Origin of the sequence: Thiofaba sp. EF100 (assembly GCF_039822285.1) — a bacterium.
GTDB lineage: Bacteria > Pseudomonadota > Gammaproteobacteria > Halothiobacillales > Halothiobacillaceae > Thiofaba.
In genome coordinates this window covers 189,261-202,950 of record NZ_JBAJEY010000002.1, presented here as the reverse complement: position 1 = coordinate 202,950, position 13,690 = coordinate 189,261, and the positions used below count along the sequence as shown (strand labels likewise).

12 protein-coding genes are annotated in these 13,690 nt (G+C 69.2%); 9 read left to right on the top strand and 3 right to left on the bottom strand.

What is annotated here, in order from left to right:
- Window positions 1-128: 128 nt before the first annotated feature.
- The 3 genes from ligA to V6D91_RS05305 form a co-directional block, all read right to left on the bottom strand.
- On the bottom strand, window positions 129-2,144 hold the full coding sequence (gene ligA / locus V6D91_RS05315; protein ID WP_347318433.1) for an NAD-dependent DNA ligase LigA: 2,016 nt from the start codon (window positions 2,142-2,144) through the stop codon (window positions 129-131).
- Window positions 2,145-2,223: 79 nt separating this feature from the next.
- Window positions 2,224-3,030, bottom strand: a complete 807-nt coding sequence (locus V6D91_RS05310; protein ID WP_347318431.1) for a cell division protein ZipA C-terminal FtsZ-binding domain-containing protein — start codon at window positions 3,028-3,030, stop codon at window positions 2,224-2,226.
- Window positions 3,031-3,049: 19 nt separating this feature from the next.
- Window positions 3,050-6,538, bottom strand: coding sequence for an AAA family ATPase (locus V6D91_RS05305; RefSeq protein ID WP_347318429.1), 3,489 nt, complete (start codon window positions 6,536-6,538; stop codon window positions 3,050-3,052).
- 87 nt (window positions 6,539-6,625) lie between these two features.
- Here V6D91_RS05305 and queF point away from each other — a divergent pair, with 87 nt between their 5' ends.
- The 9 genes from queF (at window position 6,626) to V6D91_RS05260 (ending at window position 13,665) form a co-directional block, all read left to right on the top strand.
- Window positions 6,626-7,015, top strand: coding sequence for a preQ(1) synthase (gene queF, locus V6D91_RS05300; RefSeq protein WP_347318427.1), 390 nt, complete (start codon window positions 6,626-6,628; stop codon window positions 7,013-7,015).
- A gap of 79 nt (window positions 7,016-7,094) precedes the next feature.
- Window positions 7,095-7,790 carry an SIMPL domain-containing protein gene (locus V6D91_RS05295; RefSeq protein ID WP_347318425.1) on the top strand — a complete coding sequence of 232 codons (696 nt, stop codon included), beginning with the start codon at window positions 7,095-7,097 and terminating at the stop codon, window positions 7,788-7,790.
- 14 nt (window positions 7,791-7,804) lie between these two features.
- The gene (locus V6D91_RS05290; RefSeq protein ID WP_347318424.1) at window positions 7,805-9,082 is read left to right on the top strand and encodes an FGGY-family carbohydrate kinase; all 1,278 of its coding nucleotides are present in this window, start codon (window positions 7,805-7,807) and stop codon (window positions 9,080-9,082) included.
- Between the two features lie 127 nt (window positions 9,083-9,209).
- Complete coding sequence (locus V6D91_RS05285; RefSeq protein ID WP_347318422.1) at window positions 9,210-9,932, top strand: hypothetical protein; 723 nt, start codon at window positions 9,210-9,212, stop codon at window positions 9,930-9,932.
- 12 nt (window positions 9,933-9,944) lie between these two features.
- Window positions 9,945-11,168, top strand: a complete 1,224-nt coding sequence (locus V6D91_RS05280; protein WP_347318420.1) for a hypothetical protein — start codon at window positions 9,945-9,947, stop codon at window positions 11,166-11,168.
- 21 nt (window positions 11,169-11,189) lie between these two features.
- A complete protein-coding gene (locus V6D91_RS05275; protein WP_347318418.1) occupies window positions 11,190-11,732 on the top strand; it encodes an ATP/GTP-binding protein in 543 nt (180 codons plus the stop codon).
- The gene (locus V6D91_RS05270) at window positions 11,725-12,360 is read left to right on the top strand and encodes a hypothetical protein (RefSeq protein ID WP_347318417.1); all 636 of its coding nucleotides are present in this window, start codon (window positions 11,725-11,727) and stop codon (window positions 12,358-12,360) included. Before V6D91_RS05275 ends, V6D91_RS05270 begins: the two co-directional genes overlap by 8 nt.
- 32 nt (window positions 12,361-12,392) lie before the next feature.
- Window positions 12,393-13,112, top strand: coding sequence for a PhnD/SsuA/transferrin family substrate-binding protein (locus V6D91_RS05265; RefSeq protein WP_347318415.1), 720 nt, complete (start codon window positions 12,393-12,395; stop codon window positions 13,110-13,112).
- A gap of 112 nt (window positions 13,113-13,224) precedes the next feature.
- Window positions 13,225-13,665 (top strand): hypothetical protein, encoded by a 441-nt coding sequence (locus V6D91_RS05260; protein WP_347318413.1) that lies wholly within the window; start codon window positions 13,225-13,227, stop codon window positions 13,663-13,665.
- Window positions 13,666-13,690 lie beyond the last annotated feature (25 nt).

Below are 13,690 nucleotides of genomic sequence, written 5' to 3'. Positions count from 1 at the left end.
CCGTTGAAAAAAACTTCTGTTGGGTTGTAGGAGGCCCGCCCTCGGTCCGATGGACCGTTTTGGGCTACCTTATCGCGGCGAGGGCGCCGCGCTTACCCGGCGTTTGGCAGGCCGTTGAAAAACGTTTTTCAACGGCCTGCCAACAGGGCTTCAAACTGGGTTTGATCCAGCACTGGAATGCCTAGCGCCTGGGCCTTGGCGAGCTTGCTGCCCGCGCTTTCTCCGGCAATCAGCGCACTGGTCTTTTTTGATACGCTGTCGGTGACCTTGGCCCCCAGGGCTTCGAGCCGTGCCTTGGCCTCCTCGCGGGTAAGTCCGGTCAACACGCCAGTGATGACGTAGGTCTTGCCCGCCAAGGGTTGCTCGCCCGCCCTGTGCGCAGGGCTGTCCCAATGGATGCCTGCCGCCAACAGGCCGGCAATGACCTCGCGGTTGTGCGGTTCAGCAAAGAAGTCTTTGATGTGCTCCGCAACGATGGGGCCGACGTCGGGAACGTTCATGAGTTGTTCGATCGAGGCATCCATAATCGACTCAAGCGTGCCAAAGTGACGGGCGAGGTTCTGCGCCGTGGCCTCGCCGACCTCACGGATCCCGAGGGCGTAGAGGAAGCGCGCCAGGGTGGTGTGCTTGGACTTTTCGATGGCCTCCAGCAGGTTTTGCGCGGACTTCTCACCCATCCGCTCCAGCGCGGCGATGTCCGCGAGCTTGAGACGGTAGAGGTCGTCCAGGCGTTTGACCAGCCCGGCCTCGTCCAGTTGGGCAATGAGCTTCTCGCCCAAGCCGTCGATGTCCATCGCCCGGCGCGAGGCGAAGTGGCGGATGGCCTCGCGGCGCTGGGCGGGGCAGTACAGCCCGCCGGTGCAGCGCGCCACCGCCTCGCCCTCGACCTGCTCGACATGCGAACCGCACACCGGACAGGCGGCTGGCGCGGTGATCGCGCGCGCGTGGGGGGGGCGGCGTTCGGGCACGCTGCCCACGATCTCCGGGATCACGTCGCCCGCACGCCGCACGATCACGGTGTCGCCAAGGCGCACGTCCTTCTGCCGGATCATGTCCATGTTGTGCAGGGTGGCATTGCTGACCGTGACCCCGCCCACGCGGACGGGCTTGAGCCGGGCGACGGGGGTGAGCGCGCCGGTGCGCCCGACCTGCCACTCAACATCCAGCAGCTCGGTCAGCTCCTCCTCGGGCGGGAATTTGAACGCCACCGCCCAGCGAGGGGCGCGGGCGATGAAGCCAAGCTCGCGCTGATCCGCCAGCCGGTCGACCTTGAATACGGCGCCGTCGATGTCGTAGTCGAGTGCATCGCGCTTCGCCAGAATTCGTGCGGCATAGTCCTTGGCCCCGGCAAGGCCGTGAACGACTTGATTGAGCGGGTTCACCGGCAGGCCCCATTCGCGCAGGCGTTCGAGCATGGTGCTGTGCCGTTCGGGGAGGGCGAGGCCGTCCACCTCGCCCCAGCCGTAGGCGAAGAAGCTCAAAGGACGGGTGGCGGTGATGCGCGAGTCGAGCTGACGCAGGCTGCCGGCGGCAGCGTTGCGCGGGTTGGCGAAGGTCTTCTCGCCCGCCCGCGCCAGCCGCGCGTTGAGCGCGGCCAGGCCCTTGCGCGGCATGTAGACCTCGCCGCGCACCTCCAGGACCTTCGGCCAGCCTTCGCCCATCAGGCGCAGCGGGATGGCATGCACGGTGCGCACGTTCGCCGTCACGTCCTCGCCGCGCTCACCGTCGCCGCGGGTTGCGGCACGCACCAGCAGGCCGTCCTCGTAACGCAGGCTGATGGCTAGGCCGTCGATCTTGGGCTCGGCGTTGTACTCCACCGCGTGGTCCGTCCCCAGGCGCTCACGCACCCGCCGGTCGAAGTCGGCGAGCTCATCCTCGCCCATGGCGTTGTCGAGCGAAAGCATCGGCACGGCATGGCGCACCTCGGCGAAGCCTGCCTGCGGCGCCCCGCCCACGCGCTGGCTGGGGGAGTCGGGCGTGACCCATTCGGGGTGGCCGGCCTCGATCTTAAGCAACTCGCGCATCAGCCGGTCGTATTCGGCGTCCGGGATGATCGGCGCGTTGAGCACATAATAGGCATAGTCGTGCCGGGCGATCTCGCGGCGGAGTTCGAGGAGGCGCTGGCGGAGGCTATCGGCGGACATGGTTGTATTCGGCGTGGTTGGATGCGAAAGGCCGGGAAAATCCCGGCCTTGCTTTTGTCTGAATGAGGAGGTTAGTACCTCACTCCCCCAACGTGATCTCCCGCATGCGGTCGATCGACTCGGTGCAAAGCTCCTCACGGCGCTCGTCGAGCAGGGTGGCGTCCAACTCCTCGGCCAGGCGGTGGGCGATGTCGAGGAACTGCTCGAACACAAGGCCAGGCTGCGCCGGGATCGGCAGGCGCAGGAACAGGGCCAGGGCGGGCGTGCGCTGCTCGGACAGGGTGGACGGGTCGAAGGTGCCTGGGGCGACGCCGTTCATCAGGCTGAACAGGATGGTGCCCCGGGCATCGGCGTGGTGATAGACGTCCATCTCGCCGAACTCAAAGCCGTGGCGGGCGAAAACGTCGAGCAGGGTGGCTCCGGCAAAGCCCTGCGGGTCGCGGGCGACGAGGTAGACCGGCACCACGGCGGGGGGGGCGGCTTCGGCGGGCTGCTCGCTCACCGGGGGCTCCGGGGCAGGATGGGCGGCTGGCGGCTCGGCGGCGGGTGCGGCCGCTCGGGGCGCCTGCCCGGCGCTCGAGACAGGGCGCGGCGTGGCCTCGTAGGAAAAACGTGGGGTGCGGCGGGGGGCGGGGCGCGGTGGGGTAGCGGCATCCTCCTCGAGGGTGCGGCGGCGCACCGGGCCAACCCCCTCATCGCCCCAGTGGCTGATGTCCTCGATGTGCGGCTCGGCGCGGCGGGCCACCGGGGCAGCCTCCAGCGGGTCGTCCTTCAACTCGTCGTTGAAGGGAACGATGGCGTCACCACGACGCTTGCGGCTGAAGAGATACAGGCCGAGGAGCACCAGTGCCCCCAGCCCGAGAAGGATCCAACGCAAATCCTCCATGCTCGCCTCGCTTAAGGTTTCAGGGCTGTGCCCGGGTCTCCACCAGGCGCACGGCTTCGTCCAGGTCGACGGCCACGATCCGCGACACGCCGGCCTCGCGCATGGTCACGCCGACCAGCTGGCGGGCCAGCTCCATGGTGGTCTTGTTGTGGGTGATGAAGATGAACTGCACGCGTTCAGCCATTTCGCGCACCATAGCACAGAATCGCCCCACGTTCGCCTCGTCCAGCGGGGCGTCGACTTCGTCCAAGAGGCAGAACGGCGCGGGGTTGAGCTGGAAGATGGCGAACACCAGGGCGATGGCCGTGAGCGATTTCTCCCCGCCCGAGAGCAGGTGGATGTGGCTGACCTTCTTGCCCGGTGGACGGGCCATGAGCTGGACCCCTGCCTCCAGCCAGTCGTCGGAGGTGAGGGAGAGGTAGGCCTCGCCGCCGCCGAACAGGCGCTGGAAGATCTCGCCGAGCCCGGCGTTGACTGCGTCGAAGGTCGCGCGGAAACGGCCGCGCGTCTCGCGGTCCATCTTGGCGATGGCCGCCTCGAGGGTGGCGAGGGCTTCGGTCAGGTCGGCCTGCTGGGCATCCAGATGGGCCTTGCGCTGGCGGGCCTCCTCGAACTCCTCCAGCGCGGCGAGGTTGACCGCACCCAGGCGGGCGATGCGCGCGCGCGTCTCTTCGAGGCGCGCCTGGCAGCCTTCGACGTCCACTCCGGCCAGCCCCTCGAGCGCCAGGGCCGTGGCCTCTTCGCCCGCCTGGGCGAGGGCGGCGGCGGGGGACTCGGCGCGTAGGGCCAGGGCCTGTACCGTCAGGCGCCGCCCCTCGACCGTGCGCCGCGCCCCCTCGAGCGTGCGCTCGGCGCCCATGTGTGCCTCCTGCGCCTGGCGGGTGGCCTCCTGCGCCTGGGCGAGATCCTGGCGGGCACGGTTCAGGGCCTCGGCGGCCTCGGCCTCGGCGGCCCGCGCGGCCGTAAGCTCGGCCATCAGGCCGGCGAGGGGGGCCTCGGCCTCCTGGGCGCGCTGTGTAAGCTCGGCGCGTCTCTCGGCCAGCCGCGCGGCCTGGGCGCGATGTTGCTCAAGCTGGTGGGTGCGCAGTTCGCACTCGCGTTCGAGCGTCTGCAGGCGAGCGCGGGCGGCCTGCTCGTCACGCTCGGCCGCGCGGCTCACCTCGCGGGCCTGGGCGATGGCCTGCTCGGCCGCATCGCGCGCCGCCCGGGCCTTGGCCAGGGCGGCCTCCTGCTCGCGCACAGCCTCGGTCAGCGTGCGCACCGCCTGGCGGTGCGCCTCGAGCTCCGCCTCCACGCGCGCAAGCTCCGCCGCCACCTCGTCCTGTTCGCGCCGCTGCCCGCGCAGGCGGCTCTGCGCTTGCTCCAGCCGCAGGCGCAGCTGCTCGAGCCGGGTGGCGGCCTCGCCCTGGCGGCGCAGGATCTCGCGCGCCTCGCGCTGGGCCGTGGCCTGGCGTGTCTCCAGCCCCTGCAGGGCCTGGCGCGCCTGCTGGGCCATGGCCTGTGCCTCCGCAAGGCGCGGCTGGAGGGCGGCGTGCGCGGCCTCGACCTCGGCGAGGCGCAGGCGACGGGTCAGGGTGCCCGAGCCCGCCTCATGGGCCGGCGGCCGCCGCCAGGCATGGCGGCTGACCTGTTCGCCCTGCGGCGTGAGCCAAACCTCGCCGGGGGCGAGTTCGTGCCGACGGGCGAAGGCCTCGGCGAGCGACTCGATCGGGCGTAGACCGCCCAGCAGGGCGGCGGCGCAATCGCCGTGCAGGATGCCGCCGGTTGGCGGCTCGGGGCTCGTCTCCACCAGCCACAAGCCGCGTGCGCCCTCCTCGGCCGCACGTTCGCGCCACGCATCGAGGGCGTCGACCGGCACGGCCTGCAGGGCTCCGCCAAGCACGGCATCCAGCGCCGTGGCCCACTCCGGCGCGGGGGTGACCCGCCCCCCGGCGCGCTCGTCGCCCAAACCCTGCTGCTTGAGCCAGGTGCGCAGGGCGGGCGACTCGTCGCCGATCAATGCCTGCTCGAGCGCCCGCAGGGCGCGCAGCTCGGCGGCCACCCCCGCTTCCTCGCGCCGCAGGGCCTCGGCCGCGCCCTCGGCCGCCGCCAGGGTGGCGCGCGCCTCGCGCAGGGCCGCGTCAAGCTCCGCCTGGGTCTGTTCCAGGGCCTCCGCGCCGACGGCTTGGGCATCGAATGCGGCACGGGCCTCGGCAAGCTCGCCTTCCAGCCGTCGCGCCTCGTCTTCGAGCTGTTCGACGCGCAGGCGCTGGCGGCGATCGAGCAGGACCCGCTGCTGCCGTTCGGCATGTTCCAGGCGGGTGCGCTCCACACGAATCTGCTGGGCCGGTTCCTGGGCACGGGCCTGGGCGGCCTCGAAGGTCTGGCGTGCCCGCAGAGCCTCCGCCTCGGCTGCGTGCAGGCGGTCCCGCGCATCCAGGCAGGCCGCCTCGAGTACGGCGATGGCCTCGCGCGCCCGCTCGCGCTCGCCCGACAGGCGGGCCAGCTGCTCGGCGGCCTCGCCCTCGAGGCGGGCATGCATGGCCGTCTCCTGCTCCAGGGTCCGCAGCTCCTGGCCGACCCGCTCGCGCATCTCGCGCGCATGGCGCAGGGCCTGCTCCAGCCGCGCCACCTCGGCCCCTTGGGCGTAGGCGGCGGCCTGGGCCTGGTGCAGGGCCTCTAGGCTTGCGGCCTCGTGGGCGCGGGCCTGCTCGAGTCGCGTCGCGCCTTCGTGCAGGGCGGCCTGGGCGGCGAGCAGATGGGCCTCCTCCTCGGTGAGGCGAGCTTCCTCGGCCCGCTGCTCCTCCCGCAGGCGGCGCAGCTGCAGGGCATTCAGGGCCAGCTCAAGCTGGCCCTCCACCGCCTGCAGCTGGCGGAAGCGCTCGGCAGTCCTGGCCTGCCGCTCGAGCCGTTCGAGCTGGCGGCCGAGCTCCTCGCGCAAATCGTCGAGGCGGGCGAGGTTTTCGCGCGTGTGCTGGATGGAGCCCTCCGTCTCGCGCCGGCGTTCCTTGTAGCGCGAGATGCCAGCCGCCTCCTCGAGCGTGGCGCGCATCTCCTCCGGGCGCGCCTCGATCAGGCGGTTGATCTGGCCCTGCTCGATGATGGCGTAGCTGCGCGAGCCGAGGCCGGTGCCGAGGAACAGGTCGGCGATGTCCTTGCGCCGGCAGCGTGTGCCATTGAGGAAGTACTTGGACTGGCCGTCGCGGGTGAGGACGCGGCGCACGCTGATCTCACCTGGCCGTGCCCACGGCCCTTTGAGCAGTCCGGCACCGTTGTCGAACACCAATTCGACCGAGGCCTGCGCGAGGGGCTTGCGCTGACCGCTGCCGGCAAAGATCACATCATCGAGCGACTGCCCGCGCAGGTGTTTGGCGGAGGATTCGCCCATCACCCAGCGGATGGCGTCCAGGGTGTTGGACTTGCCGCAGCCGTTCGGGCCCACGATCCCCACCAACTCGGAGGGAAAGCGGATCTCGGTGGGGTCGACGAAGGACTTGAAGCCGGCGAGGCGCAGGGCGGTTAGCCGCATGCGGGGCTCCGATCCTCATGCTGGCACAGGCCTTGGGCGCATTCGCTTATAATCCGCGCCATTCAGTCCAGAACCCGAGAAAAAATCATGTCTACCCGCCCGTCCAAAGACCTGGAAACCTTCGCCAACCCCAATCCGGAGCGGGATTTTACCATCCGCATCCGCGTGCCGGAGTTCACCTGTCTCTGTCCCAAGACCGGCCAGCCCGACTTCGCCACGATCTACATCGACTACATCGCCGACCAAAAATGTGTCGAGCTCAAGGCCCTGAAGCTGTACATGTGGTCGTTCCGTGAGGAGGGCGGCTTCCACGAGGCGATGACCAACCGCATCCTCACCGATCTGGTCGCCGCCACCGAGCCGCGCTACATGCGTGTGACCGGCGAGTGGAACGTGCGCGGCGGTATCTACACCACCGTGGTCGCCGAGCACCGCAAGGAAGGCTGGCTGCCGCCGGTCAAGGTCGAGCTGCCGTAAGGCCTGCCTGGCTGGTGCAGCGCACCCCGCGCCGGACTAGTCTCAAGGGATATCCACGACGATTCCCGCGAGGTGCCCCATGAAACGTCTGCTTCCCCTGCTGCTCCTAGCCCCGTTGCCCACCCTGGCGAACGAGGTCGGGCTCTGCCCAGCGGGCGCCACCGAGCTGCAGCTCGAGGCCCGCGCCGAGCGCGACGTGGCCAATGACACTCTCCACGCCCGGCTGGTCATCGAGCGCGAGGGGCTGGAGCCGGCGGCGCTGGCCGAGGAGGTCAACCAGCTGGCCAACGAGGCGATGCAGAGCGCCAGGGCCGTGCCGGCGCTCCGGCTGACCTCCGGCGGCTACCGCACCCAGCCGGTCTATGCCCCCAAGGATCGCCGTATCGAGCGTTGGCGGGTGCGCCATGAATTGCTGCTCGAATCCCGGGATTTCCCCGCCGCCATGCGCTTCGTTGCCCGCCAGCAGGAGCGGATGGGGCTCGACGGGTTGTGGTTTGCGCTCTCCGCCGCCTCGCGCGCCGAGGCCGAGACCCTGCTGATGCAGGAGGCGGCCCACAGCCTGATGGCCCGTGCCGAGGCGCTGCGCCAGACCCTGGGGCGGCCCAGGGTGGAGCTGCGCCGCATCCAGCTCAGCCCGCAGGAGGGCGCCCCACTGCGGCCGATGGTGGCGCGGGCCATGCTTGCCGAGACGGCCGGCGTCCCCCCGCTCGAGGTGGAGGGCGGGGAGAGCCACATCGTCGTCCAGGCTGGCGGCATCGCCTGCGTCCTGCCCTGAGGCGCCGCCGACGGATGGCTCAGGTCGTCGGCATCGACTTTGGCACCTCCGGGGTGCGGGCCTGCGTGCTCGATGCCGGGGGGCGGTCTGTGGCCGAAGCCGCGGTCCCTCTGCCCGCCCCGCTTCAGACGGCCGACGGTGGCTGGGAGCAAGACCCGGAGCAGTGGTGGACAGCCCTGTGCGCTCTGCTTGGCGAGCTTGCCCGCCGGATCGATCTCGGCGCCCTGCGCGCGCTTGCCATCGACGGCACGTCCGGCACCCTGGTCGCCTGCAGCCAGGAGGGCCGCCCCCTGCATCCCGCGCTGATGTACCACGATGCCCGCGCAAGGGACGAGGCCGCGCGCATCGCGGCGGTCGCCCCGCGCGAGAGCGGCGGGCACGGCGCGACCGCAAGCCTCGCCAAACTGCTCTGGCTCAAGGGGCGGGGCCTGCCCGGCAGCGCGCGCCTCCTGCATCAGGCTGAGTGGGTGGCCGGGCGCCTGCTCGGCCGTTTCGATCTCGGGGATGAGAACAACCTTCTCAAGATGGGCTATGACGTGCTGGAGCGCCGCTGGCCGGACTGGCTCGGTGCGCTCGGCGTCGACCCGGGCTGCCTCCCGCTGGCGCATGCGCCGGGCACGCCGCTTGGACGGGTGGATCCCGGGATGGCCGGGATGCTCGGACTCTCCTCGGCGCTGGTCATCGTCGCCGGCACCACCGACAGCATCGCCGCCACCCTTGCGAGCGGGGGCTCCCGGGTCGGCGATGCGGTCACCACCCTTGGCACCACCTTGGCGCTCAAGGTCTTTTCCGATCGCCCGGTCTTCGCGCCGGAATACGGCGTCTACAGCCACCGGTTGGGCGATGTGTGGCTGGCCGGTGGGGCCTCCAACAGCGGCGGCGCGGTGCTGCGGCAGTATTTTGACGAAGCAAGGCTCGAGGTCTTGTCCGCGCGCATCGACCCCCGGCAGGACAGCGGCCTGGATTACTACCCCCTGCCCGCGCCGGGCGAGCGCTTTCCCGTCGCGGATCCCGCCCTGGCCCCACGGCTTGCGCCGCGGCCCGAAGATGATGCCCGCTTCCTGCACGGCCTGCTCGAGGGTATGGCGCGCATCGAGCTTGAGGGCTACCGCCGCCTGCACGAGCTTGGTGCCCCCTGGCCCGCGCGGGTGCTGAGCATGGGGGGCGGGGCGCGCAATCCAGTCTGGACCGCCCTCCGCGCCCGCCTGCTTGGCGTGCCCGTCGAGTCTTGCCCGGACGCCATCCCCGCCTGCGGTGCGGCGCGCCTGGCCCTCAAGGGGCTGTCGGCATGAAGCATGAAGGATGTCTTCGCTGGCCTGGTGATCGCGGCCTGCTCCGCCCAGCGGGGATGGGAGGTGACAAACGGCGAAAGACCATGATTGAATGAGGGCATAAGTTCCATATGGAAGATGGTGCTGCATGAACATGCCCCTCCCGCTCGTCCGCCTCAAGGGGGAACCCGCCAGCCTGCCGGCCGCGGATCTTGCGCTTGATCCCCACATGGCCATCCACGGCCATGGCAGCCTTCAGCTTCGGCATGTGTACGACGTCGACAGCGCCCTGAACTACCTCGGCCATCGCATCGTGCACCATCCCCGCGAGCTGCGCAGTCATGTGCAGCGCATCCTGCTGCTGATCCGTCACGAGGATGGGGCATCGCTGTACGGTGCGCTGGTGGACCTGCTCATCACCTTGGGTGACAAGGGCCTGGCCCTCAAGCAGCGCATGCTCGATCTCGCCGCCCCGCTGCTCAACCGTACCTCGCTGGTGTTCCTCCAGCGTCAGCTGGAGAGCGGCATCCGTGCCTGTGACCCGGCCATCGCGCGAGTACGCAGCTCGCTGCTGCGCACCGGATTCTGTGGCACTGACCAGCTCGTGCTGCGCCACAAGGCCCAAGGGGGTGCGCAGGAGCGTACCCCGCTGGAGGAGGCGCGCGAGCTGGTCGAGTATGGGCAGCTCGAACAGGCCCTGGAGACCCTCGAGAACGCGCTCCTCATCGAGCCGGACCAGCCGGGGGTGGCCGCCGAGCTGCTTGAGCTTTACACCCGCATGGGCGAGCTCGACCGCATGGAGGCCATGCGCGAGCAGATGCTGATCAATTTCGGTCGCGCGCCAGAGTCCTGGCCCGCGGTCGCTTCCTGATCCGGGCCCATCATGAAGTCCTTCGCCCCCCTCAAGGTGACTCTGCACGGCATGGATGAGCGTGCCGCGCAGATGTTCACCATGTTCCTCGCGGGCCCCGCCCGCGGATGCTGCGTCGTCGTGCCCGAGGGCCAGCAGGAGGCCGTGGTGGTCGACCTCGACGGCATGGGGGCCGAGCGCCTGTGGCTGGATGTCCGCCGCCGCTTCTCCGGTCCCGCGCTGGTGCTCTCGGTGCGCGAGAAGCAGCTGCGCCACAGCATCTGGGTGCCCAAGCCGATGCGGGCCGACGAGCTGATCGGCGCGGTGGAGCGCGTGCGCACCGAGCTCAATACCCTGGCTGCCCTGCATCGTGGGGAGGCGCTGGCCGAGAGCCTCGCCGCCGCAGGCCGTGATGGGGCGCAAAGCGACACCCGTAGGATGGAGGCCGTGGGGCGAGCGCAGGTTCCGCCCCCTCCCGCGGCCCCGGCGGTTCAGCGTGCCGCTGAGGAGACCGGCGGCGGTGCGGCCCGCGCTGCCGAACTGGCCCTGCAGGAGCGCCGCGTGCACGAATGCTGTGGCGATCTCGCGGATGAGGTCTACCGCGACCCCCGCCGGCGTGCCGAGCTGTTCTTCGAACCGGACGACACCCTGTTCGGCGCCATGCGCGAGGGCATGCGCGTGGCCGAGGTCTCCGGCACCCCGGCCGTGGTGGAGGGGCTGGGCCACCCCCTCATCCTCTGCCCTGACCAGCGGCGCCTGTTCAGCGAGATGCGCGAGCAGTACCTGCGGCCGTTGTGCACCCGCTCGCGCCACCAGACCCCGATGCGGGTACATGCCATCCCGCTGGAGGAGACCCCGATCACGACTTCGGCCGACCCTCGCCTGCAGCGGCTCGATGCCACCCTGTGGAGCGTCGCCCTGTGGACGGCGCGTGGCCGGGTGCCCAGCGGCACATCGCTCGACGCGCCAGTCAGCCTGCGCGCCTGGCCGGGCCTCACCCGGCTCCAGCTCATCCCCGGCGCGATGCAGATCGCTGCGCTGTGGATCAAGCAGCCGACCGGGCTGATGGCGACCGCCGAGCGCCTCGGGTTGCCGTACCGCTACGTATTCAGCTTCTTCACCGCCTGCCAGGCCCTTGACCTGGTCGACCAGGCTGCGAGCGCCCCGGCGAGCGCGGCCCCATCACCTGCGCAGGCAGCTCCCCAGGATCGGCGCGGCCTGTTCCGGCGTATGCTGAACAAGCTCGGCCTTGGCTAAGTTTTGGTAAGGATTTCCTCCATGGCGCAACACAAGATCATCTTTGCCGGCCCGGTGGGGGCGGGAAAGACCACCGCCATCCGCTCGCTCAGCGACATCCCCATCGTCAGCACCGACGAGGATGCCAGTGACATGACCGCCAACCGCAAGCCGCAGACTACGGTGGCCATGGACTACGGCCTGATGAAGCTCGATGGCAACGAGCGCGTGCACCTGTATGGCACCCCGGGCCAGGAACGCTTCGACTTCATGTGGGACATCCTGACCGAGGGCGGACTCGGCCTGGTGCTGATGCTCGACAACACGCGCATCAACCCGTTCCAGGACATGAGCTTCTACGTCAATGCGTTCCGTGAGTTCATCGACCAGACCCAGCTGGTGATCGGCGTGACGCGCATGGACGAACGCCCCGAGCCGGACCTGTCCCGCTACAACGCCCACCTCGCCAGCCTCGGCTACAAGGCCCCCATTTTCGAGGTGGACGCGCGCGAGAAGCGCGACATGGCCCTCTTGGTTCAGGCCCTCCTTTATTCGATCGATCCAGGGATCCGTGACGATGGCTGAGTACGAACTGCTTTCCGGACTGCATATCGCCCCCTCGCCAGCAGGCGCCTATTACGCGGCCTCAAGTCCGCTGGATGATCCCGCGCGCGCCACCCTCATTCGTCTGCTCGGCCATATCGAGAGCCCCCCGTTCAACGTGGACGTACTGCGCGAGCTTACCGGCCTTAACGATGAGCAGGCCGCGCTCGAGCACATCTACCGCCTGCAGGACCTTGGCCTGGTACAGGGCCTGCGCGAACCGCGCCACAGCCCGCAGGGCAGCCTGGAAACCGCCCTGCCTGGCATCCTGGCCGAGCTGGCCGGTCGCGGCAAGGCGCTCCTGGCCGACGAGCAGGGCTTCTACCTTGCCACCCACGGCTTCCACCACGAGACGGCCGAGGAACTGGCCGGCCTGTCTGCCGACCTCGGCTCCCTCCACACCCGCCATGTCGGCCTGCTGGAGGGCAACCTCGGTCTGCGCACCAGCGCCTGGGCCCTGATCAATGCCGGCGGGGTGAGCGAGATCGGTTTCTGGCCCCTGTTTGTCGGCCGTTACCGGTTCGTGCTGATCATCAGCGGCACGCCGAACCTCCATCAGGCCGCCACCCTGGACCTGATCTGGATGCTGTTCCGTCGTTACGGTGGCTGAGCCCGCCGAGTAAGCAGCCGAGGAGGCCCGACATGCAGCGACTCGAGATGATGGTCTGTCCGCACGACACCGCCAGAAACCCGGAGCGCTGGTTCCTGTTCGCCCAGTACCTCAGTCAGCGGGCGGGCCGCTCAGTGCACTTCGAGCAGAGCCTGGATTTCGCCGAGTTTCAGGCGAAGATGGCGGAGGCGGACCTCGTCTATGCCAATCCACAGCATGCGCTGAAGCTCCTTGATGGGCATGGCTACCTGCCGCTGGCGCGCGCCGGCAACCTGTTTGACGAGGCCGTGCTGGTGACCTGCGCCGAGTGCGAGGCCGCGGCCGCGGACTTCCACCAGGCGAGCGTCGCCACCGTGCCGAGCATGCTGGTCACCCAGGTGGCGCTCAAATCGCTCGCCCGCGCGGGCATCGCCCCCCAGACGCTGCAGCCGGCGGCCAACTGGATGGGCGTGGTGCAGGCCCTGTACAAGGGCGAGGCGCGCTTCGGTATCCTCTACAAGGATTTCTACGAGGGGATGAGCAAGCTCTCCCGCAAGCAGGTGCGAGTGGTGAGCGAGACTGCCGAGCGCAGCGTCTACCACTGCTTCATGCTTGCGCCGCGGCATGCCGACCAGGTCGATGCGCTGCGAGCGATCCTGCTGGACATGGCCGACGACGAACGGGGGGCGTCGATCCTCCGGGATTTGCACATGGACCGTCTGGTCCGGGTGCAGCAGGATGACCTTGGGGCCATCCGCGACCTGCGTGGGTGATGACCGAAGACCGCCGCGTCTTCAGTGAAAGTCCCATGTATAATCATAAAAAATTCATATGGACATGCTTTATCCTTGCCTTTCTATGTCCTTATAAAGAAAGGTGGATATCATGAGCAGCAAACAGTGCGCGATGGATACGCGCGAGATCGTCAACCTGCTGGCCGACATCGCCGGGCAGGTGGAGTCGCTGATCGGCGAGAAGGGCGCCGTCAGCGTGTTCCGATACGCAGGCAAGCAGCTGGGCAAGCGTCTTGGCGAAGGGCATGTGGGTACAGAAGACGACGCCCGCGCCCTGATCGCCAAGTTCTTCCATGACAAGGAGTTCATGGAGGCGATCACCCTGGACGGGCATGCCGCCACGCTGTCCGGCTGCAAGATCGGATTGGTACTGAACGAGCGCGGCATCCAGGCCGGAAAGCACGCGCTCTGCAATTTTGGCTTTGGTCTGATTGATGGCGCGGTCGAGGCCGTGACCGGCAAGAAGATCATTACCCTGCATGTGGGCTCGGAATATCACGCCGAAGGCATCACCTGCAAGGAAACCTGGTAATTTCGCCCCAATGGGCCTTAACGCA

Bases quoted from the DNA above. Each gene is read 5' to 3' on its own strand.
- ligA (WP_347318433.1), bottom strand. From the start codon at position 2,144: ATGTCCGCCGATAGCCTCCGCCAGCGCCTCCTCGAACTCCGCCGCGAG.
- V6D91_RS05310 (WP_347318431.1), bottom strand. From the start codon at position 3,030: ATGGAGGATTTGCGTTGGATCCTTCTCGGGCTGGGGGCACTGGTGCTC.
- V6D91_RS05305 (WP_347318429.1), bottom strand. From the start codon at position 6,538: ATGCGGCTAACCGCCCTGCGCCTCGCCGGCTTCAAGTCCTTCGTCGAC.
- queF (WP_347318427.1), top strand. From the start codon at position 6,626: ATGTCTACCCGCCCGTCCAAAGACCTGGAAACCTTCGCCAACCCCAAT.
- V6D91_RS05295 (WP_347318425.1), top strand. From the start codon at position 7,095: ATGAAACGTCTGCTTCCCCTGCTGCTCCTAGCCCCGTTGCCCACCCTG.
- V6D91_RS05290 (WP_347318424.1), top strand. From the start codon at position 7,805: ATGGCTCAGGTCGTCGGCATCGACTTTGGCACCTCCGGGGTGCGGGCC.
- V6D91_RS05285 (WP_347318422.1), top strand. From the start codon at position 9,210: ATGAACATGCCCCTCCCGCTCGTCCGCCTCAAGGGGGAACCCGCCAGC.
- V6D91_RS05280 (WP_347318420.1), top strand. From the start codon at position 9,945: ATGAAGTCCTTCGCCCCCCTCAAGGTGACTCTGCACGGCATGGATGAG.
- V6D91_RS05275 (WP_347318418.1), top strand. From the start codon at position 11,190: ATGGCGCAACACAAGATCATCTTTGCCGGCCCGGTGGGGGCGGGAAAG.
- V6D91_RS05270 (WP_347318417.1), top strand. From the start codon at position 11,725: ATGGCTGAGTACGAACTGCTTTCCGGACTGCATATCGCCCCCTCGCCA.
- V6D91_RS05265 (WP_347318415.1), top strand. From the start codon at position 12,393: ATGCAGCGACTCGAGATGATGGTCTGTCCGCACGACACCGCCAGAAAC.
- V6D91_RS05260 (WP_347318413.1), top strand. From the start codon at position 13,225: ATGAGCAGCAAACAGTGCGCGATGGATACGCGCGAGATCGTCAACCTG.